We start from the raw sequence: 23,475 nt of genomic DNA on the forward strand, positions 1-23,475 counted from the left end.
GGATGAAAGAAATTATTCGTATCAATCTTGATAATGAAATGGATCTGATCCTTGCACACAGGCGCGCCATAAAATTGGCCGAGCTGTGTGGATTGGCCCTTTCAGCACAAACAAGGTTTGCAACGGCAGTATCAGAGATTGCAAGATGTTCTATCGTTAATGGAATTAATTCTTACTTGATCCTCGGTATCAGTTATTTGAGTGGTGGAAAAAAGGAAATTACCGCTGTAATTTATGACAGCATAGATCTTGTGCAATGTAATCCTGAAGCTTATGCTTATGCATCACGCTTATCGCGGGATATTGCAACTCAATTTATTGACGGGGTATACGAAATAATATTAAACCTAAGGATTCCTTATTCGGGTATCATATCAGATAGCCGAATTGTTTCCTTCAAAGAATATTTTAAAAAAGAGATTTCCTTATCGCCTTATGAGGAACTGCGCAAGAAAAATATTCAGCTGATAGAACTTTCGGAAAAGCTAAGCGAAAGCGAAGCAAAGTACCGACAGTTGACAGATACCCTGCCACTTATAGTATTTTCTGTAGCTTCTTCAGGAACCGTAACGCTTGCCAATAAGAGAGCGGGTGAACTTTTGGGCAATTTCAGCCATTTTTCTCCGGTAGCTATAGGAAACATATTTCATGCTGATGATATCAAAGTCGTTAGTAAAGCTTGGGAAACAGCTAAAAAAAGAGGGAGTATATATACAGGGCAGGCGCGTGTAAAAGTAAAAGATACTTATTTATGGCACCTTATATCTGTCGTGCCCGATAATGATGAACAGGGTGATGTATCAGGCTGGATAATTTCTATGGTTGATATCCATGCACAAAAACTTATTGAAGAAACACTTAAGGACAACAAGGCATTAAGGCAGGCACAGGAAAGCTTAAAGTCATCGAATGATGAATTATCACGCAAAAATAGGGAACTCGAACAGTTTGCCTATATAGCCAGTCATGATCTTCAGGAACCTTTGAGAAAAATTCGAAATTTCACCTCTCTGGCAGAACGTACGTTAACCGAAGAAGAAAAAGAAAAATTATATTTTAATAAGATTAATGCATCTGCCGAACGTATGTCGCGGCTTATTACCGACGTACTAAACTATTCTAAGCTCTCGGTTAAAGAAAATGAGTTTTTGTCGGTAGACCTTAATGCTGTAATGGACGAGGTTATAAATGATTTTGAATTTCAGATAGAAGAGAAAAGAGCCGATATTACCATAGGGCAGCAACTTCCTGTTGTAAAAGGTATACCTGTACAACTAGGACAGCTGTTTTATAATATTATTGGCAATTCGCTAAAATTTGTTGAGGGTATCCCAGTAATAAAAATCAGTTATGAGTTTTTAGAGAAAGGTAAGGGATGGGAACCAAAAGATACGGATTACCATAAAATTTCTGTTTCGGATAACGGAATAGGTATAGATAGCAGATACATCTCGAAGATATTTACAATTTTTAAAAGGCTGCACCCTCAAAATGAATATGAAGGTACAGGGATAGGGTTGGCGCTATGCGATAAAATAGTAGAAAACCATGGGGGAATCATCGAGATTAACAGCGCTCCAAACTCCGGGACAACTATAGATATATTTCTTCCTTAATAAAAACATATTTGTATTATTAACTTCTACAAGTGGGGCTAAAGTCGTTAAATACTGCCAATTAAATATGTGGGCAATAATAATTGACTACCTTACAAAATAGAATTTAAATTAAATCATACGATTATGTCTAAAAGTCAGGATAGTAAAAAAGGAACTAAAAAAGAACCTCTTAAAACTGCTAAAGAAAAAAAAGCTGATAAGAGGGATAAGAAAAACACCAAAAGCTCTGAATAGTTTAAAAGCCCTTGAGGGCTTTTTTTATTTAAAGCTGTTACAACTTCGTTATATAAGTGCAATATTGCGGCCATAGCTGAAATAGTAACAACACGGAAGTATCATTTTGTGTGAACTCGTGATGCAATTGATGATGCCTTTACAGGAACAAATGTATTACAAAAAGACTGACGGATAAGCTTAAAAATATTAGAGGAAGTAACGGATATCAACCCTTAGCATGCAGTTGATGGTGCAAAGGGAAAATTATAAAGTAATCCCCTTATTACTGCAAAAACTTTGCTTTTAGCTCAGGGGTTGGAATCATACAGGCATCTTTTTTTCCATACCATTTATATCTGTTGCGGGCTATATAATCATAGACTTTATTAGATATATATTTAGGTATTATCGAAAAGATGTTCAATAAAGAGTAAATTCCGCCTAATTCTTTTAAAATATTTATAGCCGCAGCAGATTTGTAATAATAAGCTCTACCCGGCTCATACAGTATTATAGAATCTGTTTTTGAAATATCAATTCCAATATAATTTATAATCTGCTGACCTAAATCCGACTGTAAAGCCACAAAACGAAAAATATCATTTTTATCCCGTTTAATTATGAATTGTACAGTGCTGTCACATAAATTGCACACACCATCAAATAAAATTATTTTTTTGCTTTTAGGCAGATTTTCCATTCTTATTTCTTTTTGGCTTCCACAAGCTCCAGAGATTCCAGGTCTACCTTAGAGGTAAATAATCCATAGTTTACTGTTACTTTTTTCTTTTCGATGACATCAATGGTACCAACAGCTTTGCCATCTATCATTCTGACACGGTCACCAACTTTCAGTATTGCTTTTGGTTTTTCAGCCTCAACTTTTAGAGCCTTTATTTTTTTCTCTTTTTTCTCCTGGCGTATTTCTTCTACTTTTTCTTTTACTTCTGCTATGATTTGCTTCTGTACAACTTCTTTCGCTTTCTTTTCTTTAGGAGTTGCCTGCTTACGCTTAGAGTTTTCAATCTCAACAGTCTTAAGGAATTCACCAATAAGTTCCTTTTTGTTCCTATTACTGAAATATTTTTCGCTCATATCGTCAAGTTTCTGTCCCATGTATATAAGACGCTGGTTTGCATCATACAATTCCTGGTAGCTTTCAAGCTTCTGTTGAATTTTTGTATTGATGTTTTCCATCTTTTTGCCTTCTTCACGAGCTTTGCTTTCCTCTTCTTTTAGTGTTTGTGAAGTCTTTTCGAGTTTAGAGCGTTCTTTTTGAAGGGTTGCGATGGTTTTATCAAAGCGTACTTTACTACCTTCAATCTTCTTTTTCGCCCTGTTAATCAATCCGTAAGGGATTCCATTTTTTTGTGCAACTTCAAAAGTGAAAGAACTACCGGCTTGTCCAAGTATAAGTTTATACATGGGTTCAAGTGATTTTTCGTCAAAAAGCATGTTCGCATTCGTTGCGTATGGTAGCTCATTAGCTAAAATCTTAAGATTGGTATAATGAGTCGTAATAATACCAAAGGCTTCACGATGATAGAATTCTTCAAGAAAGGTTTCAGCTAATGCACCACCTAATTCCGGGTCTGAACCTGTACCAAATTCGTCAATCAGGAAAAGTGTTTTGTCATTACATTTCTTTAAGAAATAGTTCATGTTCTTAAGTCGGTAACTGTAAGTACTTAAGTGATTTTCAATAGACTGGTTATCACCAATGTCAGTCATTATCCTGTCAAACAAAAATGTCTCGCTACGTTCATGTACAGGTATGAGCATTCCGCTTTGAAGCATTAACTGCAACAATCCGATAGTTTTAAGGGTAATACTTTTTCCTCCGGCATTTGGTCCTGATATTACTATAATTCTGTTATCCGGAGTAAGTTCTATAGTTTGTGGATATGTCGTTTCTCCTTTTCTTTTATTATTTACATAAAGAATAGGGTGGAAGGCTTCCCTGAAAAACAAACGTTTGTCATCGTTAATAGCAGGTAAAAGACCATTTATTCTTTTTGCATATTTCGCCTTACCAGACACCATATCTATGTCAGTTAAAAAATCCTGGTAATCATACAATAGTGGAACAAACGGACGTATAATATTACTGAGCTGTAAAAGGATTTTCTTTATTTCCTCTTTCTCCTCATATTCATAATTATTGAGTTCACGGGAATACTTAAGAGTCGCTTCAGGCTCAATGTAAGCTATGCTTCCCGTTTTTGAACTCCCCAAAATTGACCCTTTAACCTTACGCCTGTACATTGCTGATACGGCAAGAACCCTTCTGTTCTCAACAACACTTTCCTTAATGTCATCAAGGTATCCCATGCCGTTATACTGGCTAAGCGCCGAAGCAAAACTTTGATTTATTTTAGTTTTTACAAGATTCATCTCGCGACGGATGTTTTGCAACTCCGGGGAAGCATCATCCTTAATTTCCCCGTATTTATCAACAATCTTGTCGATATTTTTTAATATATCTTTCGTGTATTCTACCTGTACAGCTCTGCTGTTAAGTTTTGGGTAATAGTCGTCAAATTTTTCAAGGAATTTGATTAGCGTGTTCACAGTGTCTGAGATTACAGCAATCTTTCTGAACGCAGATGCATCAAGATAACTGTCTTCTATAGCGAGAAATTTTATCTCGTTGGTTACCGGCTCAAAACCGTGATTTGGCAAAGCATTATTATTGTCAAAAGATGAAACGTATTCTGATGTTTGCAAAAGCGAATCCATCAGCTCTTCCTTGTCTTTGAAGGGAGCTATTTCCAATGCTTTTTCACGTCCCGGTTCTGTAGTGCAGCCTGAGGCAACAGCTTCGAGAACGGTATGGAATTCTAAATCTTTTAAGGTCTTATCTGTTATACTGATCATTATCGTATTAAAGCAAATTTTATACAAAAATACTACATATTTAGGCGGATTGTACATCTGGCTAAAAAGTTTAAGATGCCTTTATATTTCTATTTGTATGCTTTAATTATATTTGCCCAAAAACGTCAGTCATGCAGGTAAATATTGAATCCTCTTGGAAGGAAGTGCTTAAGGATGAATTTGAAAAACCATACTTCAGTAATCTAATAGAATTTGTAAAAAATGAGTATGCAACGAATACTTGTTTTCCTCCCGGAAAGAAAATATTTTCTTCTTTTGACCATTGTGCATTTGATAAAGTGGAAGTAGTGATACTAGGACAGGATCCTTATCATGGACCTGGACAGGCAAATGGTTTGTGTTTCTCTGTCAGCGATGGTGTCCCTATGCCTCCGTCACTTCAAAATATTTTTCGTGAAATTCAAACTGATCTGGGGAAACAATTTCCTTTAACGGGTAATCTGGAACGCTGGGCAAATCAGGGTGTACTGTTGCTTAACGCTGTACTAACTGTACGTCAGGCAGAAGCTAACAGCCATCAGGGAAAAGGATGGGAATTGTTTACTGATGCTGTGATCAGGAAAATATCAGAAGAGAAAAAAGATGTTGTTTTTTTGCTTTGGGGCGGTGCTGCAAAAAAGAAGGGTGCAAGTGTTGATAAAAACAGACATTTAGTATTAGAATCAGGACACCCATCTCCTTTAAGTGCAAATAAGGGACATTGGTTCGGTAATAAGCACTTTAGCCGCACTAACGAGTTTCTTGCTTCAAAAGGTAAAAAACAAATCGACTGGTAGCGCTTAATTAAAAGTAAGTGCTCCTAAGATTTCTTCGCTCATAAATGGACCTCCGGGATATTTTGCCGTGTAGTCAAGATTCAGCCATACCTGACCGCGTTCATCTATGTGGTAGTGTACTTCCTTACCGCGGCTTTCCTCAACAAAAAGTATTTCTTTTATAAGGTAATTAGCCGTTTCAAGGTCGGCTTTTGTACCTACAAGCATTTCAGGATATAAATGCCCACCGGTATGGATAATTCTCGGGGTTCCTCCAACTGCTCTTACACAAGCAGCCATAAGAATAGCGTGATCATCGCAATCGCCGGAAAAATGCTGTGTTGACTCACTTGCAAAAGCGATGTATTCATGGCCTTTCGGATCGTTTACATAATTCCAGCGGTTTCTGATTTCCTTAAAAACTGCAAAACACTGAATCATCAGCCGTTGTTTTTTATATCCCTTTACATCCCTAAAATATTTAGTAGTTGCCATGAGGGCAAAATTCCTGACTTTAGGATTTGAATAGTCTACTGCGTCTATAATTTTAGATTTGTTTGGAAAGGGCAGCAGTTTAGAAATTATTATGTCTTGTGGGTTTGCATCGTCAGCCATTGTGTATACCATAGACCTATAATCTTCAAATACAGCATTAAATCCGTAGTTTCCAAAAACAGAGCCATATAATAATGCCATCAAATAAACGAAAATGCAAATTATAAGTACTGTTTTTAATAACCTGAGTAATAACTGAATTACTGTAACTAAAACAATAAATATGAGTATTCTGTCAAGATGAAAAGGCCATTCGGGATCTTTAATGTTTTGGTGGATAATGATGAAAAGCGGAATTGCGATCAACACATTCAGCACAAAAATGATAATAGACGCCCACGGCTCCTTGATTTGGAGCTTAGCTTTAAGATCTTTTATGCTGATGGATTTCGGTTTTATCATTATGCGCTAAATGAAACGCCCTGTTTATACTGCCGAAGTTTCAAATGCAGCTTTTTTATCTATAATATCAAGTTCAAATAATTGATCCTGTACCTTATCAAACGTGTTTTTGTCGAGTTTCTGTTGTGACCATTCTGTAATTTTAAGCCATTCCTTAATATCTTCTTCTTTTTGGCTGTAGCGCTCTGCCAAAACATTCGTTATTCCTTCAATCTGTTTAAAACTAACAGTAGCTTTATTAATTACAGACAGTAGTTTTTCAATAGCCTCAGTATTATTTTCTAATACTTCGTTACGTATTGCAATAACAAAACAAGGCCATGGGGTAGGGCAGTCGTCAATCCTCCTGAAAATGCCCTTGTCTACAATTGGCTTTGTCATAAAGCGTTCCCACATAAAATAATCGCCGCGCCCTTCTGTAAGTGCCTCGACAGCGCCATCCAGTGTATTTATAATTTCAAAATCCAATGCTCTTATATCCCAACCCTGGTTTTTAGCATTTACGATTGCCATAAGGTGCGATCCTGAACCAAAACGGCTAATAGCAGCTTTTTGGTTCTTCAACTCATCAAGTGTTTTATACGGAGATGCTGCAGCAACGTGGATACCCCATACAAGCGGAGACTGCACATATACCTGAATAATTTTGCTGTTATTTCCCGCGGATATATCCTTGATTATTCCTTCGGTAAGAATGACAGCTATGTCTGTGCTTCCATCACGAAGCATCTGGCACAACTTGCCGGTACCTTCTGGTACGTTAGTCCATGCAAGATCTATGCCTGCTTCTTCAAACTTGCCGTTTTCTATTGATAAATGCCAGGGAAGGTTAAAATGTTCGGGTACTCCCGCTATTTTTAATGAGGTCATTCTATTTATATTAAAGCATAAAGGTAGTGAGAGAATAATGACTACACAAACTAGAACAGAAAATCCCTGAAACAAAACTGCTCCAGGGATCTTATTTTATATCAATATACTTATCCGCCCACGCGTTTAACCTTATACCCTTCTTTAGCGAGAAAATCAATTATCTTATTCCTAAAGTTTCCTTGTATGATAATTTCCCCGTCTTTAGCAGCTCCACCTACACCGCAAAGGGTCTTTAATTGCTTTGCAAGGGCTTTTAAATCGTCATCGGTACCTTTATAACCTTTTATGATTGTTGCCAATTTACCGCCTCGGTTTTTTTTATCAAGATGTGCCTCGAGCTTTTGCTGGTTGTTAGCCACTGTTTCCTGCTGCTCATCGTTAGCATCAAACTCAAAATCTTTATTGGTCGAGAATACAAATCCTCCCAAATCATCTAAACTACTTAGTTTCTTTGCCATTTTATTCTAATAAAAACGAATCAACACCCTCCGCATTCGCCAAAAGCATGTATAGATTCTGTTACTATTTTTCCTTTTTTATCTTTTATTGTTATTACAGATGTTTGGTGCCACATCTGGTCAACCTGCCATTTTTGCTGGCTCACCACTGTAATTTCGTATTGGCTGTTTGAAAATATTTTTATCCAGTGCTTTTCATCCGTCTCTTCGTACCCAACAAGGTCAAGTTTGGTCATTTTGCCGTTTATGCTAATGAATCCAAATTCACTATTGTCATCCGTAAAAATATAACTACCCTTATAAAGTTCTTCTTTAGTTCTTGAAAAATAGCAGGCACAGCCTTTTATCTCTTCAGGAAATTCTTTGAACGCAGTTATTATTATTTCATCCTTATTTGTGCAGGACAGCATACTCCAAAGTATTATTGCAGGCAGAAATAGTCGTGTTATGCTGTTATTCATTTATTTTTAAATAAAAAAGCACCAGGATAAACCTAATGCTTTAAGAGTTTATAAAATTAAGTATTATTTTTTAATAAGCCCTAATTCTACAAGGCGTTCGTAAAGAAAATTGCCCGCTGTAATGTCGTCATATAATTTAGGCTCCTCTTCGGTAATGCAATTCTCAAGGCAGTCCAGTTTCATTTCTGCTACAGGATGCATAAAGAAAGGAATAGAATAACGGGAGGTACTCCATGATTCTCTTGGAGGATTAACAACTCTATGTATAGTCGATTTAAGTTTATTGTTAGTGTGGCGCGAAAGCATATCACCTACATTTATTACAAGTTCATCCGGCTCTGCAATGGCATCGATCCAATCTCCATTATGATTTTGAACCTGTAGTCCGCGTCCCTGAGCGCCCATCAATAGCGTAATAAGATTGATGTCGCCATGGGCAGCAGCACGTACGGCGTCTTTTGGTTCCTGAGTAATAGGGGGATAGTGTATAGGGCGCAAAATACTGTTGCCTTCACCTACATATTTATCAAAATAAAATTCGTCTAAGTTTAAATATATCGCTAAAGCCCTCAAAACATAGATACCTGTTTTTTCAAGCATTTTGTAGGCTTGCCTACCCGTAGCGTTAAAATCAGGAAGTTCATTTACCACAACGTTGTCGTGATAATGAGGATGACCGTTATAAACAGAATCATCAGCCAAATACTGTCCAAAATGCCAAAATTCCTTCAGGTCTCCTTCTGTATGTCCTTTGGCTTTTTCTTTACCGAATGATACATAACCGCGCTGACCACCTATACCCGGAATTTCATATTGCTGTTTAGCATCTGCCGGAAGGTTAAAAAAGTTTTTAATTTCAGTGTAAAGATTTTCAACAAGTTTATCTTCAAGGAAATGTCCTTTAAGTGCTACAAATCCTATTTCTTCGTAAGCTTTGCCTATTTCGTTTACAAACTTTTGTTTACTTTCTTCATTTCCTGAAAGAAAGTCCTCAAGATTTACACTTGGTATATTTTGCATAAAAAGCGCTTTTTATTTAAAGTGGAACAAAGGTAAAAATATTTTATGCGCTGTAATATTAAATTTCATTGGCTTTTACGCAAAGAGTTCATAATTTTGAAGGCATGATACACGAAAATTTATTAGTTATACTCGTACTGTTTTTTGCAATGGCAATTTTGTACCTGCTAAGCCAGCGATTAAAAATATCTTACCCAATATTTCTTGTAATAGGGGGGCTTGGGATAAGCTTTATTCCCGGAGTGCCCAGAATAAACGTAGAACCTGACCTCGTTTTCCTTATATTTTTGCCACCATTGCTTTTTGAAGCAGCCTGGTATACGTCATGGAGACAGTTCTGGAAATGGAAACGTTCCATAGCTATATTAGGGTTTGGTTTGGTACTTGTTACATCGCTTGTTGTATCTATTGTATCTGTGAGTCTTATTCCTATGTTTACGCCCGCTCTTGGATTCCTTCTTGGCGGAATAATATCACCGCCGGATGCTGTCGCTGCAACATCTGTACTTAAAGGCCTTGCAGTGCCTAAACGCGGATTGACCATTCTTGAAGGTGAAAGCCTTGTGAATGATGCGGCATCACTAACAGTATTTAGATTTGCCATTGCAGCTGTGCTTACCGGTCATTTCGTTTTTCAGGAAGCGGCAACAGATTTCCTTATACTATCTTTTATGGGGATAGTAATTGGTCTTGTAATAGCGCATATCTTGTATTTTATATTAAAATATTGGGCAAAGTCATCTAACATTACCACGCCAATTACACTTATTGCTCCTTATTTAATGTACATCACAGCGGAGCAATTCCATTGGTCGGGTGTTTTGGCAGTAGTTAGCGGAGGACTTTTTCTTTCTTTCCGTTCACAGGACTTCTTTAATTATCATACGAGGATTCAGTCTACCCAGGTTTGGGCAACTTTAGGTTTTCTGCTAAACGGATTTGTTTTTATGTTAATAGGCCTTCAACTGCCATCAATTATAGATGGTCTAAAAGGTTATTCGCTGGAGGAAGCTATCTATTATTCTCTTGTAATAACGTTTATTGTAATAGTGCTTAGAATCGCATTGGTTTACGGCTCAGCATTTTTGCCGCGCCTTTTATCTAAAAAAATAAGACAGTCAGAAAAAAGCCCGGGATGGAAACTTCCTTTTGTAACAGGATGGGCAGGAATGCGAGGGGTAGTATCGTTAGCATCAGCGCTATCCGTGCCGCTTACACTTGATAATGGAGAGGCTTTTCCGCACCGTAATTTAATCCTATTCATAACTTTTGTGGTTATATTGGTAACGCTTGTATTCCAGGGGTTGACACTGCCATTTATTATTAAGTGGATCAAAATTGAAGAAGTAGATGAGTACGTACCAACTCATGACCAGATTGAATCTATCAGGTTGCATCTTGCTAAAAATTCGGTAAAGTATATGGAAGAAAATTATGCAGCCGAAATGCAGGAGTATGAAACTATCTACAGGATTAAAGAACAGTTGGAGCGAAGCATCAGGGCTACGGAAAAAACAAATAACGAAGAAAATAAAAAACAGGCACTTGCCTCGGTAAGAAAGCTCTACAGGGATATTATGATCGAACTGATTGATTTGAGAAGATCAGGACTTCATGAATTGCGTTCTAAAAAGAAGTATGACGACGAAGTAATAAGGGAAATGGAACATAATCTTGACTTGGAAGAAGCGCGTTTGAATAAAAATTAATAACTATGACATCGTTTTAGTGATAATAATTTAACAATCGTTGCTGTGATTGTTGATTTTTTATAAATTTGACACGTTTATAAAAAAAACTATGACAACTATACAACTTAGCTTTGACAGGAAGCAGCTTTCGAACGAGCAATTACTTGATCTATATAAAAAATTGATGAAGCCCAGGCTGATAGAAGAGAAGATGCTTATTCTCATCCGTCAGGGCAAAGTATCCAAATGGTTTTCGGGAATAGGGCAGGAAGCGATATCGGTAGGCGTTACTGCCGTTTTACATAAAGATGAATACATATTGCCAATGCACCGTAATCTTGGTGTATTTACAGGCAGGGATATTCCGTTGTACAGACTATTTTCACAGTGGCAGGGTAAAGCCAATGGTTTTACCAAAGGACGCGACCGCTCCTTTCACTTTGGAACACAGGAATATAAGATTATCGGGATGATATCACACCTTGGTCCGCAACTAGGGGTTGCCGACGGTATTGCATTAGCAAATAAGCTACGCAGCGAAAAAAAGGTTACTGCTGTATTTACAGGTGAAGGTGCCACCAGCGAAGGTGATTTTCATGAAGCACTAAATATTGCAGCCGTATGGGATCTCCCGGTACTGTTTGTTATTGAAAATAATGGCTATGGTTTATCTACACCTACTAATGAACAGTTTCGCTGCGAAAACCTCGCCGATAAAGGCGTAGGTTACGGAATGGAGTCGCATATAATTGACGGTAATAACATACTTGAAGTATATACTAAGCTAGGGGATATTGTAGAAAGTATGCGTGAAAATCCGCGTCCGGTACTTATAGAATTTAAGACATTCAGGATGCGTGGGCATGAGGAAGCAAGTGGCACAAAATACGTTCCGCAGGAACTCATGGATATGTGGGCTATTAAAGATCCGGTTGATAATTATCGTAAGTTCTTGAAAGAACAGAACGTACTTACCGACGAAATGGACGAAGCACTCCGTGCCGAATTGAAAAAAGAAATTGACGAAAATTATCAGCAGGCTTCTGCTGAACCTGCAATAGAAGCTAATTTAAGCGAAGAATTAAATGACGTCTATAAACTATATCAGCATGAGGAAGTTACTTCCTCAGAATACACAGATAATATTCGTATGATAGATGCTATATCAAAGGGGCTTAAGCAATCTATGGAACGCCATGAAAACCTGATCATCATGGGCCAGGATATCGCTGAATATGGAGGTGCTTTTAAGATTACAGATGGATTTGTTGTTGAGTTTGGAAAAGAAAGGGTTCGTAATACGCCTATATGTGAATCGGCTATTGTATCTGCCGGAATGGGGCTCTCTATAAACGGATATAAATCGGTTATTGAAATGCAGTTTGCTGACTTTGTCTCTACTGGATTTAACCCCATCGTAAATTACCTTGCAAAAGTACACTACCGCTGGCAGGAAAATGCTGATGTGGTTGTGCGCATGCCTTGCGGGGCAGGGGTGCAGGCTGGGCCTTTCCATTCGCAGACCAATGAAGCATGGTTTACAAAAACACCAGGCCTCAAAGTGGTCTATCCGGCATTTCCTTATGATGCTAAAGGATTATTGGCGACAGCGATTAACGATCCTAACCCTGTAATGTTCTTTGAACATAAAGCTTTATATAGAAGTATTTATCAGGATGTGCCTAAAGACTATTATACTATTCCGTTTGGTATGGCAGCAATGCTTAAAGAAGGAGAAGATATCACAATTATATCTTTTGGTGCAGGAGTACACTGGGCGCTGGAAACATTGGATAAAAATCCTGATATAAAAGCTGACCTTATTGATTTAAGGACACTGCAGCCGTTGGATACCGAAACTATATATAAATCGGTTAAAAAGACAGGAAAGGTTATTATTTTACAGGAGGATAGTTTGTTTGGAGGTATAGCGAGCGACATCTCGGCTATGATAATGGAAGAGTGTTTCGAACATCTTGATGCACCCGTAAAACGTGTTGGAAGTCTAGAAAGCGCTATCCCTTTCACGAAAGCATTAGAGGATCAGTACCTTCCTAAAGAACGTTTTGAAACAGTTCTAAAGAAATTATTAGCATATTAATATTGTGAAGCCTGTAAATTATTGAAACACCCTGTTTTCGACTGAAAATAGGGTGTTTTTTTGTGATAACAGTATAGGTAAAATCATTTAAATATAAGCGATAAACCATAGCGTTTTCCGTAATTTTGCAACGTTGCGTCAATGGTAATTAACTGCTGACGACTTTAGTTTTAAATTAGTTCCTGAAAATTATCAGTTATGAGATTTCATACAAGAAAATGGGTTAAACCCGAAGACCTTAATCCTAACGGCACACTATTCGGAGGTAAATTGTTAGCCTGGATAGATGAAGAAGCTGCTTTATATTCAATAATACAGTTGGAAAATCAGCGTGTTGTAACAAAGCACATGTCGGAAATCAATTTTATGAGTTCTGCCAAACAAGGAGATATCGTAGAGATTGGTATAGATGTAGTTCGTTTTGGATCAACGTCAATCGTTCTTAAATCTGAAGTGCGTAATAAAATGACTCAGGAAAAGATAATTACTGTAGATAATATCACCATGGTTAACCTTGATAGCTTCGGCCGTCCATCAGCACATGGCAAGACGAAGATTGAATACGTTAAAGACAGGATTGCAAAACCTTAGGCATCTATATAACCCTTGCCTGAGGGTAATTCAAATATTTCCAGGTCAAAATATGCCACAGAGGCGATAATATGGTCAAATATATCGGCCATTATATACTCGTGATTTATCCAGCGTTTATCTGACGTGAACAGGTAGATCTCAATCGGAATACCTTTTTCGGTTGGCTGCAGATGTCGGCACATTATGGTCATATCTTTGTTTACCCCCGGATGCGTTTCTATATAGCAGTTAATATATTTGCGAAATAATCCCAGATTGGTAAGATTTCTGCCGTTTAGCGATAAAGATTTATCCACTCCATTTTGAGCATTATATTTATCGATGTCGTTTTGACGCTGTTCTATGTATGCAGTGATCAGTTGTATCTTGCTGAATTCTTTAATCTCATCACGATGTACAAAGCGCACTGTATTTGCTTTAATAAGTATGTGTCTTTTTATACGTCTGCCGTTAGAGCTTTGCATTCCCCTCCAGTTCCTGAAAGAATCTGAAACAAGGCTGTATGTTGGAATAGTAGTAGTGGTGTTATCAAAATTCTTAACCTTAACTGTAGCCAGGTTAATTTCGATAACATCGCCGTCTGCCCCAAATTTTTCGATAGTAATCCAGTCGCCTATACGCACAATGTCGTTGATCGTAACCTGAATACTGGCAACTACGCCAAGTATAGTATCCTTAAAAATTATAATTACAACTGCCGATATTGCTCCAAACGTAGCTAAAAGATTTTGAAACTTTATATCAAACAGCATAAGCACTATAGCTGTAATACCAAAAATCCAGAGGATAAGCATTAAAAGCTGAACATAACTGTCTATAGGCTTGTCGTTATAATCAGGTTGCAGCTTGAGATGGTCGCCTATGGCATTAAATATACTCCTTACTATCCAAAGGCTTATAAGAATAAGGAACGTCGCGATGCCTTTAGAAAATACATATTCCCAATAAGTGAAATCTTTTAGTGCTACAGGAACAACCTTGTATATAAATAGTATCGGAATTAAATGGGCAACAAATTTTGGTGTCCTGTTAGTTACCAGGAAATCGTCAAAAGAAGTTTTGGTTTTTCTGGCAAATAGGGTAAAACCTACAACAAGAATTCGTTTGGCAACTTTATCAATTACATATGCAACAACAGCAATAATGATAAGGTTAATAATCAAGTTAACATAGGTCGCCGATACATGGCCAAAACCAATACTCTTGAATAATTTGTATGCCCAGTTTAGTAGTTCCATCTATACGTTTTCCGAATTTTCATCCTGATTACCTCTAAAATATTTCCACTCAATGTAAAATGTACCAAATGGAGGAATTGACGCTAAGCAGATAATTAGATATTTATTGAAAGACCATTTTAATTCCATTTTAAGCATTGTTGCTATAACAATATAAGTAACAAATAATACTCCATGAGTCATTCCGGCTGTATGCATAAATTCTTCTCTATGCCATATGTATTTAAGAGGCATTGCAACAAAAAATAAGAATAATGCAGAAATACCCTCAAGGGTAGCGATGATTTTAAATAAACGTGTCATAATTAAGATTGAGATTTAATCCTGCAAATGTAGGGCATAGCTTATTTGCAGAAAAACAAAAAGTAAGCTAATTCCTGTTGGGAATAAAATAAAAAAAGCTGTTTGTGATAAAACAAACAGCTTGATATATGTAAAGTAGAATTCTTTTAGAATGCTAAAAATGCCTTATTATATTCCCTAAGGTCAAGAATATTGTTCTTGTGGCTAAGGTCACTAAATAAAGAGATCAGATACTCAAGGCTTTCAATGTTATTTTCATTAGTTGCAGCACCATCAGTTACTAATTCTGTTTCTTCATCTACAGGCTCATCATCCGGAATTGCGACAAGAAAAGCATTGTTAGCTTCCAGGTGCTCATAAGTAAGGCGTATAGCTTTAGTAAGCACAGGATTCTGCTCTTCAAGGGAATATTCGCGTAATTTTTTCAGATCGGCAATTAATATTTCAGCATCAAAACCTTTTTTAAAAAGGTCAAGTTGTATTTTGTTGATCAGTTTTTGTGCGCTCGGATTTTCCACAGTAAAAGTTATTTAGTTTTGACTTTATTTAAAGGATTGCAAAAATACTATTTTATATAGTTTTTCGGTACTCTTTTTGAGATTTTATTGCTGATGGTAAAATTAAGGCTTATTTTTGAATGCTATGAGTAAACGTGACTTAAAAAAATATCTTTCTTCATTGCCTAAGGAAGAGCTGGAAGAGCAATTGCTGGCACTCTATGATAAGTTTAGTGAAGTAAAAGCGTATTACGACTTTGTATTTAATCCTAAAGAAGAAAAACTGGAGCAGGAAGCCAAGGTAAAGATATCTAATGAATATTTTCCTATAAAGGGTAAGCGTCCTAAACTTCGCCGCTCAACTGCCCAAAAATATATCAAACACTTTTTAAGCCTTGGGGTAGATCCTTATATAGTGGCAGATGTTATGCTTTATAACATTGAAATTGCCCAAACCTATTCGGCAAAAAGAGAGCTGAAATACTCTTCCTTTTACAAAAGTATGTACAATTCCTACAAACAGGTTGTAGAATATGTGGCTGCAAATGGAATGAACAGCAACTTCGAGGCGCGTATTAAAGGTATATACGAACAATCATTTAAACAGAAATGGGAAAACATGAAGGAGTTTGAACGTATTTTCGACAACTTTGAATAATTAGAATAATTCTCCCTGAATATTTACCGTATGATATCCGGCTTTTAGCTTGCCTACCCTGAAAAGATTTACTTTTTCATGTGCTAGTCGTGTCGGTTCAGGTATCCGGTGTTTTAATATACAGGGTTTTATTAGTTCTAAACTGTCTGCTACAGATATTTTGTGTCCGGGAGATATGTAAACCGGTTTCACATTGTTTTTTGTTCGTACAGCATATCCCATGTGTTCGTTTTGGCTAATGATTTCGCTGCTGCTAAATTTAGTAAGGCCAAGCGGTTTATAATTTCCGTACAGCATATTTTTAGCACAGCCAATTGAAGGATGGTCTGTCAGCACTCCAAAATGAGATGCTATGCCCATTTGCCTTGGATGTGTAACTCCCTGACCATCTAAAATCATTAGGTCGGGCTTTGTCGGAATCTGTTTCCATGCGTGAAGTAAAGACGGAACTTCCCTGAAGCCTAAAAATCCGGGAACATAAGGAAAAGTAGTTTTGGCCTCCACAATAGAGTAGGAGAGTAGCTGCATCTGAGGGTAGCTCAATATAACAATTCCTGCATAGACAACATCAGTATCCTTATTGTGAGATATATCTCCTCCCGCAATTGTTGATATATTTTTATTAGCGGTAATCAGGGATACACTGTGCCTGAGTGTATTTTGTATTTCTGTCGCTTCCGTTAATGAGGTACCATCGTAATTTAGCATAATCTTCTTACATAAATCTTTTACCAAAATTAAGTATTTAAACAGCTGATTTTGTGATGCAAGCTCCTAATGTTATATTAATTTTTAATGAAGATTGTTAGAATTATGATTTTATATACTGTAAAATGCACTTAAAAATCATATTTTTGGAGATTAACACGCCTACATGGAAAGAGAAGAGAATGTCGAGGACAGGAAAGAGCTGTACCACTATCAAAAAGAAGATATAGACGCAATTTTTGAGAAATTTGAAGGTAAATCTGAAAATTTCCATTTGTTGTACCAACTTCCTACGGGAGGCGGTAAAACCGTTATATTTTCTGAAATTGCCCGACGCTTTATTGAAAAATACCAGCGTAAGGTTCTTGTGCTTACTCACAGGATAGAATTAAGCAAGCAGACGTCGCAAATGCTTAAAAGCTTTGGTGTATCTAATACGATTATAGACAGTAATGTAAAGGAGCTTCCTTACAACAATGAGTACGATTGTTATGTTGCGATGGTTGAAACGCTTAACAACAGGCTTAAGGACAAGAAATTCCATATGGATTATGTGGGCCTTGTTATTGTAGATGAGGCACATTATAATTCTTTCAGAAAACTGTTTACCTTTTTTAAAAATTCGCTGTTTCTCGGTGTAACGGCTACGCCATTAAGTTCTAACATAGAATTACCCATGTATGAAACTTATAGCGAATTGATAGTAGGCGAACCGATTCAATCACTTATAAACAAAGGGTTTCTTGCTAATGCTGCCATGTATGGCTATGATGTAGAGCTAACTTCGCTAAAACTCGGTATTAACGGAGATTATACTGTTAGTTCGTCTGACGAGTTATATTCGCGTTCTGCAATGCAGGATTTACTTTTACAGTCCTATCTTTCGAGAGCACAGGGGAAAAAGACCCTGATCTTTAATAATGGTATCAACACATCATTATATGTGTATGAGACTTTTAAAGCAGCGGGACTTCCTATTAAACACCTTGACAATAAAACACCTGAGATAGAGCGTAAAAAGATACTAACATGGTTTAAGAAGACACCTGATGCCATACTTACCTCTGTTTCTATTCTTACGACAGGATTTGATGAGCCAACTGTCGAGGCAATAATACTTAACAGGGCAACACGGTCATTGACTCTTTATTTCCAGATGATTGGCCGCGGATCAAGAAAACTGCCTCATAAAGACTATTTTACTGTAATAGATCTGGGCAATAATGCTCAGCGCTTTGGACTTTGGAGTGATCCTATAGACTGGCAGTACATTTTCAGGCATCCTGAACAGTTTTTGGAGAATATAAGAACTGATTCTGATATTGAAAGCTATCACAGTTATAGTATGCCGGACGATGTTAGGGAAAAGTTTGCTAAAACTTTAAACATATCATTTGATGTGGAAGAAGAATTTCGGCTGGCTGCAGAAAATAAACTCAAACCAAAAGCTGTTATTGATAAATCAATAGACCAGCATGCGCAGATGTGTATAGAAAATTCTGAAACTGTTCCTGAAGCGCGAAGACTTGCAAAACTCCTTGATCCGGATATTGAATACCGTGTAAAGCAGTATTCTAAATTATTGGCAAAGACAACTAAAAATTACAGGGAGTGGCTAATTGAAGATTATAAGAACAGGCTTACTATACATATAGGTAAGATGTTTTACAAATACAAAGATGACGACGACGATGAAGAAATAGAATTAGAAAAGTTGTAACTGATTGCTATCGCCTCCTTTTCGTTTAGTTGGTTTCGCTTCGCCAAATATTGTACGCCCACCATATTTATATGACTCATCGCGCTCTTTCTGTATAAGGGCGTCAAAATTTGTATTTGGTGTAAAGTCTTTTTCAGCATTTCTGGAAATTTCAGATAACTTTCTTATGGCATCCATTTTATCGCTGTTACCAATTTTTGCCCTTTGTATAGCCGTCTGAAGTGTATTTATAGTTTCATCAAACACTTTTATTGGTACAGGAAAAGGATGCCCGTCTTTTCCGCCGTGAGCAAACGAGAAACGCGCGGGGTCGTCAAATCGGGTTGGGGTACCGTAAATTATTTCACTAACCAGCGCTACAGACTGGATCGTTCTCGGCCCCATACCTTTTAGCATTAGCAGATCCTCAAAATGCTCAGGTTTGTTTTCATGTGCCACCCAAAGCATAGCACCAAGGCGTTTTATATTAACGTCTTTTATCCTTACATCATGGTGATTAGGCATTACAAGATGATTTATTTCTTTAAGTATTTTATCCGGATGTTCGTTAACAATCAGTAATGATTTGTCACGGGTTTCGGCTGCAGATGAAGCAGTCAGATTTAAAATTTTCCCTTGGTTTTGCCCATAAATAAAAGTATGCGGTTCGTTAACAAACGACTGAAGATTTTCCGAATGCCAGTGATATCTTCTTGCCGTACCTGTGTTGTTATTCATGCCCTGTTGTATAACACACCATTCGCCTTTTGCATTTACTATAAAATTATGCTGATATAGTTGAAAGCCATCCTGAATAGCTGTATTGTCCACTTTTGCTGTCAGGCGGCTCAGTCCTGCGAGCTCAACGCCATTAAGACCGGTGCGCTGGCCAACAGCGATTAATTCTTCAGGTGTTTTTGTTGAGTTCTTTCCCTTGCCTCCACAAATATATATTCCTAACTCCTTAGCATGGGGATTTACAGATTTTTTGAGCGCACCCAATACAGATGTGGTGATTCCGGAAGAGTGCCAATCCATACCCATCACAGCCCCAAAACTCTGAAACCAGAATGGATTAGCTAATTTGCTTATAACCTCAGAAGTAGAAAATTCCATTGCTATTGTTTCCACAATGGCGAGCCCCAGCTTTGCCATCCTTTCAGACAGCCAAAGCGGTACATGTCCTCCATGAAGTGGCAGGTCTGCAGAACCGGATCTTTTCATTTGTTTAATTGAGTAATTAACAGATAGGAATAACAAAGATACTGTAACTGATTAAATTATATTTTTAATTAACTAATAGTGCTTGATATTTGTTAACATTGGTAATGTTAACTTAATAAATAAATTACTGATTTATCTTTAGGTATTAAAAGCCGTGAATATCCAATAATAATTTCTCAACTGTATCAATCACTTAAAGTGTTGGTTCAAATTGGCTATAATTTAATACAACATTATAGTATATTTAGAATTATACTCACTAACTTAGGTGAACTTAAAAACACAATTACACACATTAATTTAATAGTACCATGGAACGTATCTTTACCCATATAGGAATGAATGAGCATAATGCTCTTTCTTATGAGAAGGCTGCGGCAGACTTTGCTGTAGAGAACGAAAAAACAGAAGATGTATCATGCAGTCTGTTGCTTAAAAACCTGCTAATGAATAATCTTAAGCTTCTAAGCCTAAATGATATAAGTGCTATTTTACTATTCTAAACCATACAGCTATGATAAACGAAGATAAAAAACACTCAAATGATGACCAGTCTCAAAACAAGCCTGCTCATAATCATCAAGAAAATACTTATAATTCACATTCTTCAAAAAATGAAGATATAGACGATACCGATAAATATCTTGCTATGGAACAACCTGGAGTTCAGTATACATCTGACACCAGCCCAACCCGAAATTCCGACCAGGCAGATTTTGGAGAAGAAAAACACGACGGACAGTGGAGTGAAGAAGGTGGTAACAGTAAAAATTCTGATGCTTTCAATCAGGATGATTATTTACTGGAAGATAATATTGACCTTGATGAAGATCAAAACCAGTCCATCTCAAGCGATGATGAAGATTTTGAAGAAACAAACGAAAGATATTAAACCTTTTAGGTTATAATTAATAGTCCCCGGTACGTTAAATACCGGGGATTTTTTTAAAACTTTATTTATGGCGGGAAATTCTAAGATTGCGATTTACGGGGCACTGGCGGCCAATATAGGTATTGCAGTTGTAAAATTTATTGCTGCATCTATCACCGGTAGTTCTGCAATGATAAGTGAAGGTATCCATAGTACTGTAGATAGCGGTAATTCGTTGCTGCTGTTATTAGGTATGAGGAGAAGCCAGCGTGCTCCGGATAGAGGACATCCATTTGGGCACGGTAAAGAGATATATTTCTGGACACTCATAGTAGCTATATTAGTGTTTTCGCTTGGTGGTGGAATGTCAATATACGAAGGTATAAGCCATCTTCAACATCCTGAGGAACTGAAAGACCCATTTTGGAATTATATAGTATTAGTTATTTCCATGGGATTTGAAGGTGCATCATTGCTTTATGCTGTGCGGGAGTTTAATAAAAGCCGCGGGAAACTCGGCTTTTGGAAAGAAGTGGGAATGAGCAAGGATCCTGCCTTATTTGCCGTTATATACGAAGAAAGTGCAGCAATAGCCGGACTTATCATTGCTTTGCTTGGTGTGTTTTTAGGGCACTATTTTGGTAACCCTGTATTTGATGCCCTTGCATCTATACTTATCGGACTCGTGCTTGTAGCAGTGGCCATAACTATGGTAAAAGAAAGCAAAGGATTATTAGTAGGAGAGAGTGCCGATCGTGCTATTGTTGAAGGTATTTATAATTTGGTAAGCAGCGATAAGGATGTGGAAACTTTGTATTTTCCGTTAACGATGCATCTGGCTCCAAATGAGATCCTATTAGCACTTGACGTTGAATTCAGAAAGGATATGACAGTTGAAAATCTCTTTGGCGGTATTGCAAAACTCGAAGACAAAATCAAGAAGGAATTTCCAACGGTTAAGAAAATTTACATAGAAGCTAAAAATTTTGGCGGCAGGGACAGGCCCTGGATGATTGAGGCTACTGATTAATACGACGTGATTTCTTATTGCGGTTCAAACATCTCAAATTTTTCACCTTATACATGAACGGGGATATATATATCAAAAGAAGCACCTCTACCTAGCTGTCCATTTGCTGAAATATGTCCGTTATGATTTTCAACAATTTTCTTTACCAAGGCAAGTCCCATACCGGTGCCGTGTTGCGGCTTATCCGATAAGCGCTGAAATAATTCAAATATCCTGCTGCTGAATTTCTGATCAAATCCATGACCGTTATCGGTGATGTTAATGTGATGGTAGATCGTATCTGAAAGAAGTGAATCATGAAGCGACTTTCCTGTATCTCTCCTTGAAGATATAATAATTTTTAAAGGAAGTGTTTCATCAGAGAATTTTACTGAGTTACTTATAAGATTGTAAAATAATAACCTTAATTGGGATGGAATCACTGTTGCAGCATCATCAGAAAAATCAGTAGCGAGATTGATATCCCTTAATTCAATAACTTCTTTCAGATCTGCGGTCGTCTGTTCTAATATCTCCGATAGCAATACCTTTTCAAGAACATTTTTTGAGGTTGCTGTAGTAGAGTAAGTAAGAAGATCATCTATGAGAAGCTGCATTCTGTTGGCAGCTTCCTGAAGCCTTTTGAACCAGTCTTTACCTGATTCAGAAAGTTTATCTGCCTCCTTCTCTAATAGTATAGAGCTTATGGATTGTATCTTTCGTAAAGGTTCCTGCAAATCATGGCTTGATATATAAGAGAATGTCTGTAATTCCTTTTCCATCTTCTTTAACTGCGCGTTACTTTTCTGAATTGTAATAGCATCATCTCCTGCCTTTCTTTTCAATTCCAGAGCTACAGATTTCTCTATTTCAAGTTTTTTATTAGCTAAACCTACGAATTCTACTACTTCAAGATGGAAAGAAATAAGATCTGTAAATAAAGAAAACATTCCGCGTACAGCAGGATTGTCGAGCATGTTAGGAGAAGGATCTATAGCACATAAAGTACCAAAAAAAGTTCCGTCCTTTTTAAAGATAGGGAAAGAAATGTAGCTTTTAAAGCCGTATGTTTTTGGTGTATGATGATCTTTAAATATCGGATGGGCTGGAACATTATCAATTACAACCTCTTTGTAAGAATCCCTTATTTCATCACATATAGTGGTTTTTAACTCTAATTCATCACCCGGTTTCAAACCAAACCCAATGTCGTCACGCGCGCTGCAGGTGATCCACTTTTCTTCAGTTACTCTTGCAACTGCCGAAAAACCCATTCCTGTATTCAGACAGATTACATCCAGGATGGTAGAAATTATCGGGATTTGTAATATATTGTCTATATCCTGTTGAAGATTTTTATCTGGCTGAGTCATTTTAAAGTAATATTCCGATTATAAATATAGATTTTTTTGTTAAGGATAACAAATATTATGTCGGCTATATTAAGTCGCCGATTACGCGTATTTAAAATCGAATAATCTATAATATAGCTAAAAGGTGATATGTAGTAAAATTAAATTCACAATAACCTGATAATATCTAAAAAATAAATATCTGATTAATTAATTTAATTTGTATATTTGTAATACAAATCTGCATAAAGCGATTTTGAATATTTATTAGCC

The 23,475-nt window shown here is 37.0% G+C and carries 23 protein-coding genes; 10 read left to right on the forward strand and 13 right to left on the reverse strand.

Annotated features, from left to right (window positions below; all coding sequences use genetic code 11):
• Positions 1–2 precede the first annotated feature (2 nt).
• The gene (locus tag R1T16_RS01200) at positions 3–1,616 is read left to right on the forward strand and encodes a sensor histidine kinase (protein WP_317499228.1); all 1,614 of its coding nucleotides are present in this window, start codon (positions 3–5) and stop codon (positions 1,614–1,616) included.
• Positions 1,617–2,118: 502 nt separating this feature from the next.
• Here the strand turns inward: R1T16_RS01200 and R1T16_RS01205 are convergent.
• Positions 2,119–2,535, reverse strand: a complete 417-nt coding sequence (locus R1T16_RS01205; protein ID WP_317499229.1) for a thiol-disulfide oxidoreductase DCC family protein — start codon at positions 2,533–2,535, stop codon at positions 2,119–2,121.
• A 2-nt stretch (positions 2,536–2,537) separates the two neighbouring features.
• Positions 2,538–4,712, reverse strand: coding sequence for an endonuclease MutS2 (locus R1T16_RS01210; protein WP_317499230.1), 2,175 nt, complete (start codon positions 4,710–4,712; stop codon positions 2,538–2,540).
• Positions 4,713–4,843: 131 nt separating this feature from the next.
• Between R1T16_RS01210 and ung the strand changes: the two genes are divergently transcribed.
• Entirely contained in the window at positions 4,844–5,509 is a 666-nt protein-coding gene (ung, locus tag R1T16_RS01215) for a uracil-DNA glycosylase (RefSeq protein WP_317499231.1), read from the forward strand.
• A 3-nt stretch (positions 5,510–5,512) separates the two neighbouring features.
• On the opposite strand, the gene R1T16_RS01220 is transcribed toward ung, so the two are convergent.
• The 5 genes from R1T16_RS01220 to R1T16_RS01240 all read right to left on the reverse strand — a co-directional run bounded on the left by R1T16_RS01220 (position 5,513) and on the right by R1T16_RS01240 (position 9,257).
• Positions 5,513–6,445: a transglutaminase gene (locus R1T16_RS01220; RefSeq protein ID WP_317499232.1), complete on the reverse strand. Its 933-nt coding sequence runs from the start codon at positions 6,443–6,445 to the stop codon at positions 5,513–5,515.
• A 24-nt stretch (positions 6,446–6,469) separates the two neighbouring features.
• Entirely contained in the window at positions 6,470–7,315 is an 846-nt protein-coding gene (locus R1T16_RS01225; RefSeq protein ID WP_317499233.1) for a substrate-binding domain-containing protein, read from the reverse strand.
• A gap of 110 nt (positions 7,316–7,425) precedes the next feature.
• Positions 7,426–7,776 carry a translation initiation factor gene (locus tag R1T16_RS01230; protein WP_317499234.1) on the reverse strand — a complete coding sequence of 117 codons (351 nt, stop codon included), beginning with the start codon at positions 7,774–7,776 and terminating at the stop codon, positions 7,426–7,428.
• A 20-nt stretch (positions 7,777–7,796) separates the two neighbouring features.
• Positions 7,797–8,237 (reverse strand): hypothetical protein, encoded by a 441-nt coding sequence (locus R1T16_RS01235; RefSeq protein ID WP_317499235.1) that lies wholly within the window; start codon positions 8,235–8,237, stop codon positions 7,797–7,799.
• Positions 8,238–8,300: 63 nt separating this feature from the next.
• Positions 8,301–9,257, reverse strand: a complete 957-nt coding sequence (locus R1T16_RS01240; protein WP_317499236.1) for an isopenicillin N synthase family dioxygenase — start codon at positions 9,255–9,257, stop codon at positions 8,301–8,303.
• Between the two features lie 104 nt (positions 9,258–9,361).
• Between R1T16_RS01240 and R1T16_RS01245 the strand changes: the two genes are divergently transcribed.
• From R1T16_RS01245 to R1T16_RS01255, 3 genes are all read left to right on the forward strand, one after another.
• Positions 9,362–10,966, forward strand: a complete 1,605-nt coding sequence (locus R1T16_RS01245) for a Na+/H+ antiporter (RefSeq protein ID WP_317499237.1) — start codon at positions 9,362–9,364, stop codon at positions 10,964–10,966.
• Positions 10,967–11,057: 91 nt separating this feature from the next.
• Complete coding sequence (locus tag R1T16_RS01250; protein ID WP_317499238.1) at positions 11,058–13,049, forward strand: dehydrogenase E1 component subunit alpha/beta; 1,992 nt, start codon at positions 11,058–11,060, stop codon at positions 13,047–13,049.
• A 198-nt stretch (positions 13,050–13,247) separates the two neighbouring features.
• On the forward strand, positions 13,248–13,640 hold the full coding sequence (locus R1T16_RS01255) for an acyl-CoA thioesterase (RefSeq protein ID WP_317499239.1): 393 nt from the start codon (positions 13,248–13,250) through the stop codon (positions 13,638–13,640).
• On the opposite strand, the gene R1T16_RS01260 is transcribed toward R1T16_RS01255, so the two are convergent.
• The 3 genes from R1T16_RS01260 to R1T16_RS01270 all read right to left on the reverse strand — a co-directional run bounded on the left by R1T16_RS01260 (position 13,637) and on the right by R1T16_RS01270 (position 15,702).
• Positions 13,637–14,881 (reverse strand): mechanosensitive ion channel family protein, encoded by a 1,245-nt coding sequence (locus R1T16_RS01260; RefSeq protein WP_317499240.1) that lies wholly within the window; start codon positions 14,879–14,881, stop codon positions 13,637–13,639. The two genes, R1T16_RS01255 and R1T16_RS01260, sit on opposite strands and share 4 nt — an antisense overlap.
• The gene (locus R1T16_RS01265) at positions 14,882–15,184 is read right to left on the reverse strand and encodes a DUF3817 domain-containing protein (RefSeq protein ID WP_317499241.1); all 303 of its coding nucleotides are present in this window, start codon (positions 15,182–15,184) and stop codon (positions 14,882–14,884) included.
• 146 nt (positions 15,185–15,330) lie between these two features.
• Entirely contained in the window at positions 15,331–15,702 is a 372-nt protein-coding gene (locus R1T16_RS01270) for a hypothetical protein (protein WP_317499242.1), read from the reverse strand.
• 124 nt (positions 15,703–15,826) lie between these two features.
• On the opposite strand from R1T16_RS01270, the gene R1T16_RS01275 reads away from it, so the two are divergent.
• The gene (locus R1T16_RS01275; RefSeq protein ID WP_317499243.1) at positions 15,827–16,339 is read left to right on the forward strand and encodes a DUF6155 family protein; all 513 of its coding nucleotides are present in this window, start codon (positions 15,827–15,829) and stop codon (positions 16,337–16,339) included.
• Here R1T16_RS01275 and nfi read toward each other — a convergent pair whose 3' ends face one another.
• Complete coding sequence (gene nfi / locus R1T16_RS01280; protein ID WP_317499244.1) at positions 16,340–17,047, reverse strand: deoxyribonuclease V; 708 nt, start codon at positions 17,045–17,047, stop codon at positions 16,340–16,342. It abuts the gene before it with no gap.
• Between the two features lie 166 nt (positions 17,048–17,213).
• Here nfi and R1T16_RS01285 point away from each other — a divergent pair, with 166 nt between their 5' ends.
• The gene (locus R1T16_RS01285) at positions 17,214–18,767 is read left to right on the forward strand and encodes a DEAD/DEAH box helicase (RefSeq protein ID WP_317499245.1); all 1,554 of its coding nucleotides are present in this window, start codon (positions 17,214–17,216) and stop codon (positions 18,765–18,767) included.
• On the opposite strand, the gene R1T16_RS01290 is transcribed toward R1T16_RS01285, so the two are convergent.
• Positions 18,753–19,970, reverse strand: coding sequence for a DUF763 domain-containing protein (locus tag R1T16_RS01290; RefSeq protein WP_317499246.1), 1,218 nt, complete (start codon positions 19,968–19,970; stop codon positions 18,753–18,755). The genes R1T16_RS01285 and R1T16_RS01290 overlap by 15 nt on opposite strands.
• Positions 19,971–20,281: 311 nt before the next feature.
• Between R1T16_RS01290 and R1T16_RS01295 the strand changes: the two genes are divergently transcribed.
• The 3 genes from R1T16_RS01295 (at position 20,282) to R1T16_RS01305 (ending at position 21,871) form a co-directional block, all read left to right on the forward strand.
• Positions 20,282–20,473 carry a hypothetical protein gene (locus R1T16_RS01295; RefSeq protein ID WP_317499247.1) on the forward strand — a complete coding sequence of 64 codons (192 nt, stop codon included), beginning with the start codon at positions 20,282–20,284 and terminating at the stop codon, positions 20,471–20,473.
• An 11-nt stretch (positions 20,474–20,484) separates the two neighbouring features.
• Complete coding sequence (locus tag R1T16_RS01300) at positions 20,485–20,862, forward strand: hypothetical protein (RefSeq protein ID WP_317499248.1); 378 nt, start codon at positions 20,485–20,487, stop codon at positions 20,860–20,862.
• 67 nt (positions 20,863–20,929) lie between these two features.
• Complete coding sequence (locus R1T16_RS01305) at positions 20,930–21,871, forward strand: cation diffusion facilitator family transporter (protein ID WP_317499249.1); 942 nt, start codon at positions 20,930–20,932, stop codon at positions 21,869–21,871.
• 47 nt (positions 21,872–21,918) lie between these two features.
• Here R1T16_RS01305 and R1T16_RS01310 read toward each other — a convergent pair whose 3' ends face one another.
• A complete protein-coding gene (locus R1T16_RS01310; protein ID WP_317499250.1) occupies positions 21,919–23,223 on the reverse strand; it encodes an ATP-binding protein in 1,305 nt (434 codons plus the stop codon).
• Positions 23,224–23,475 lie beyond the last annotated feature (252 nt).

Source organism: Flavobacterium sp. DG1-102-2, from assembly GCF_033042555.1.
GTDB lineage: Bacteria > Bacteroidota > Bacteroidia > Flavobacteriales > Flavobacteriaceae > Flavobacterium.

What these genes read in the sequence shown, in the direction of transcription:
- R1T16_RS01200 (WP_317499228.1), top strand. Translation starts at nt 3, where the DNA reads ATGAAAGAAATTATTCGTATCAATCTTGATAATGAAATGGATCTGATC.
- R1T16_RS01205 (WP_317499229.1), bottom strand. Translation starts at nt 2,535, where the DNA reads ATGGAAAATCTGCCTAAAAGCAAAAAAATAATTTTATTTGATGGTGTG.
- R1T16_RS01210 (WP_317499230.1), bottom strand. Translation starts at nt 4,712, where the DNA reads ATGATCAGTATAACAGATAAGACCTTAAAAGATTTAGAATTCCATACC.
- ung (WP_317499231.1), top strand. Translation starts at nt 4,844, where the DNA reads ATGCAGGTAAATATTGAATCCTCTTGGAAGGAAGTGCTTAAGGATGAA.
- R1T16_RS01220 (WP_317499232.1), bottom strand. Translation starts at nt 6,445, where the DNA reads ATGATAAAACCGAAATCCATCAGCATAAAAGATCTTAAAGCTAAGCTC.
- R1T16_RS01225 (WP_317499233.1), bottom strand. Translation starts at nt 7,315, where the DNA reads ATGACCTCATTAAAAATAGCGGGAGTACCCGAACATTTTAACCTTCCC.
- R1T16_RS01230 (WP_317499234.1), bottom strand. Translation starts at nt 7,776, where the DNA reads ATGGCAAAGAAACTAAGTAGTTTAGATGATTTGGGAGGATTTGTATTC.
- R1T16_RS01235 (WP_317499235.1), bottom strand. Translation starts at nt 8,237, where the DNA reads ATGAATAACAGCATAACACGACTATTTCTGCCTGCAATAATACTTTGG.
- R1T16_RS01240 (WP_317499236.1), bottom strand. Translation starts at nt 9,257, where the DNA reads ATGCAAAATATACCAAGTGTAAATCTTGAGGACTTTCTTTCAGGAAAT.
- R1T16_RS01245 (WP_317499237.1), top strand. Translation starts at nt 9,362, where the DNA reads ATGATACACGAAAATTTATTAGTTATACTCGTACTGTTTTTTGCAATG.
- R1T16_RS01250 (WP_317499238.1), top strand. Translation starts at nt 11,058, where the DNA reads ATGACAACTATACAACTTAGCTTTGACAGGAAGCAGCTTTCGAACGAG.
- R1T16_RS01255 (WP_317499239.1), top strand. Translation starts at nt 13,248, where the DNA reads ATGAGATTTCATACAAGAAAATGGGTTAAACCCGAAGACCTTAATCCT.
- R1T16_RS01260 (WP_317499240.1), bottom strand. Translation starts at nt 14,881, where the DNA reads ATGGAACTACTAAACTGGGCATACAAATTATTCAAGAGTATTGGTTTT.
- R1T16_RS01265 (WP_317499241.1), bottom strand. Translation starts at nt 15,184, where the DNA reads ATGACACGTTTATTTAAAATCATCGCTACCCTTGAGGGTATTTCTGCA.
- R1T16_RS01275 (WP_317499243.1), top strand. Translation starts at nt 15,827, where the DNA reads ATGAGTAAACGTGACTTAAAAAAATATCTTTCTTCATTGCCTAAGGAA.
- nfi (WP_317499244.1), bottom strand. Translation starts at nt 17,047, where the DNA reads ATGCTAAATTACGATGGTACCTCATTAACGGAAGCGACAGAAATACAA.
- R1T16_RS01285 (WP_317499245.1), top strand. Translation starts at nt 17,214, where the DNA reads ATGGAAAGAGAAGAGAATGTCGAGGACAGGAAAGAGCTGTACCACTAT.
- R1T16_RS01290 (WP_317499246.1), bottom strand. Translation starts at nt 19,970, where the DNA reads ATGAAAAGATCCGGTTCTGCAGACCTGCCACTTCATGGAGGACATGTA.
- R1T16_RS01295 (WP_317499247.1), top strand. Translation starts at nt 20,282, where the DNA reads ATGGAACGTATCTTTACCCATATAGGAATGAATGAGCATAATGCTCTT.
- R1T16_RS01300 (WP_317499248.1), top strand. Translation starts at nt 20,485, where the DNA reads ATGATAAACGAAGATAAAAAACACTCAAATGATGACCAGTCTCAAAAC.
- R1T16_RS01305 (WP_317499249.1), top strand. Translation starts at nt 20,930, where the DNA reads ATGGCGGGAAATTCTAAGATTGCGATTTACGGGGCACTGGCGGCCAAT.
- R1T16_RS01310 (WP_317499250.1), bottom strand. Translation starts at nt 23,223, where the DNA reads ATGACTCAGCCAGATAAAAATCTTCAACAGGATATAGACAATATATTA.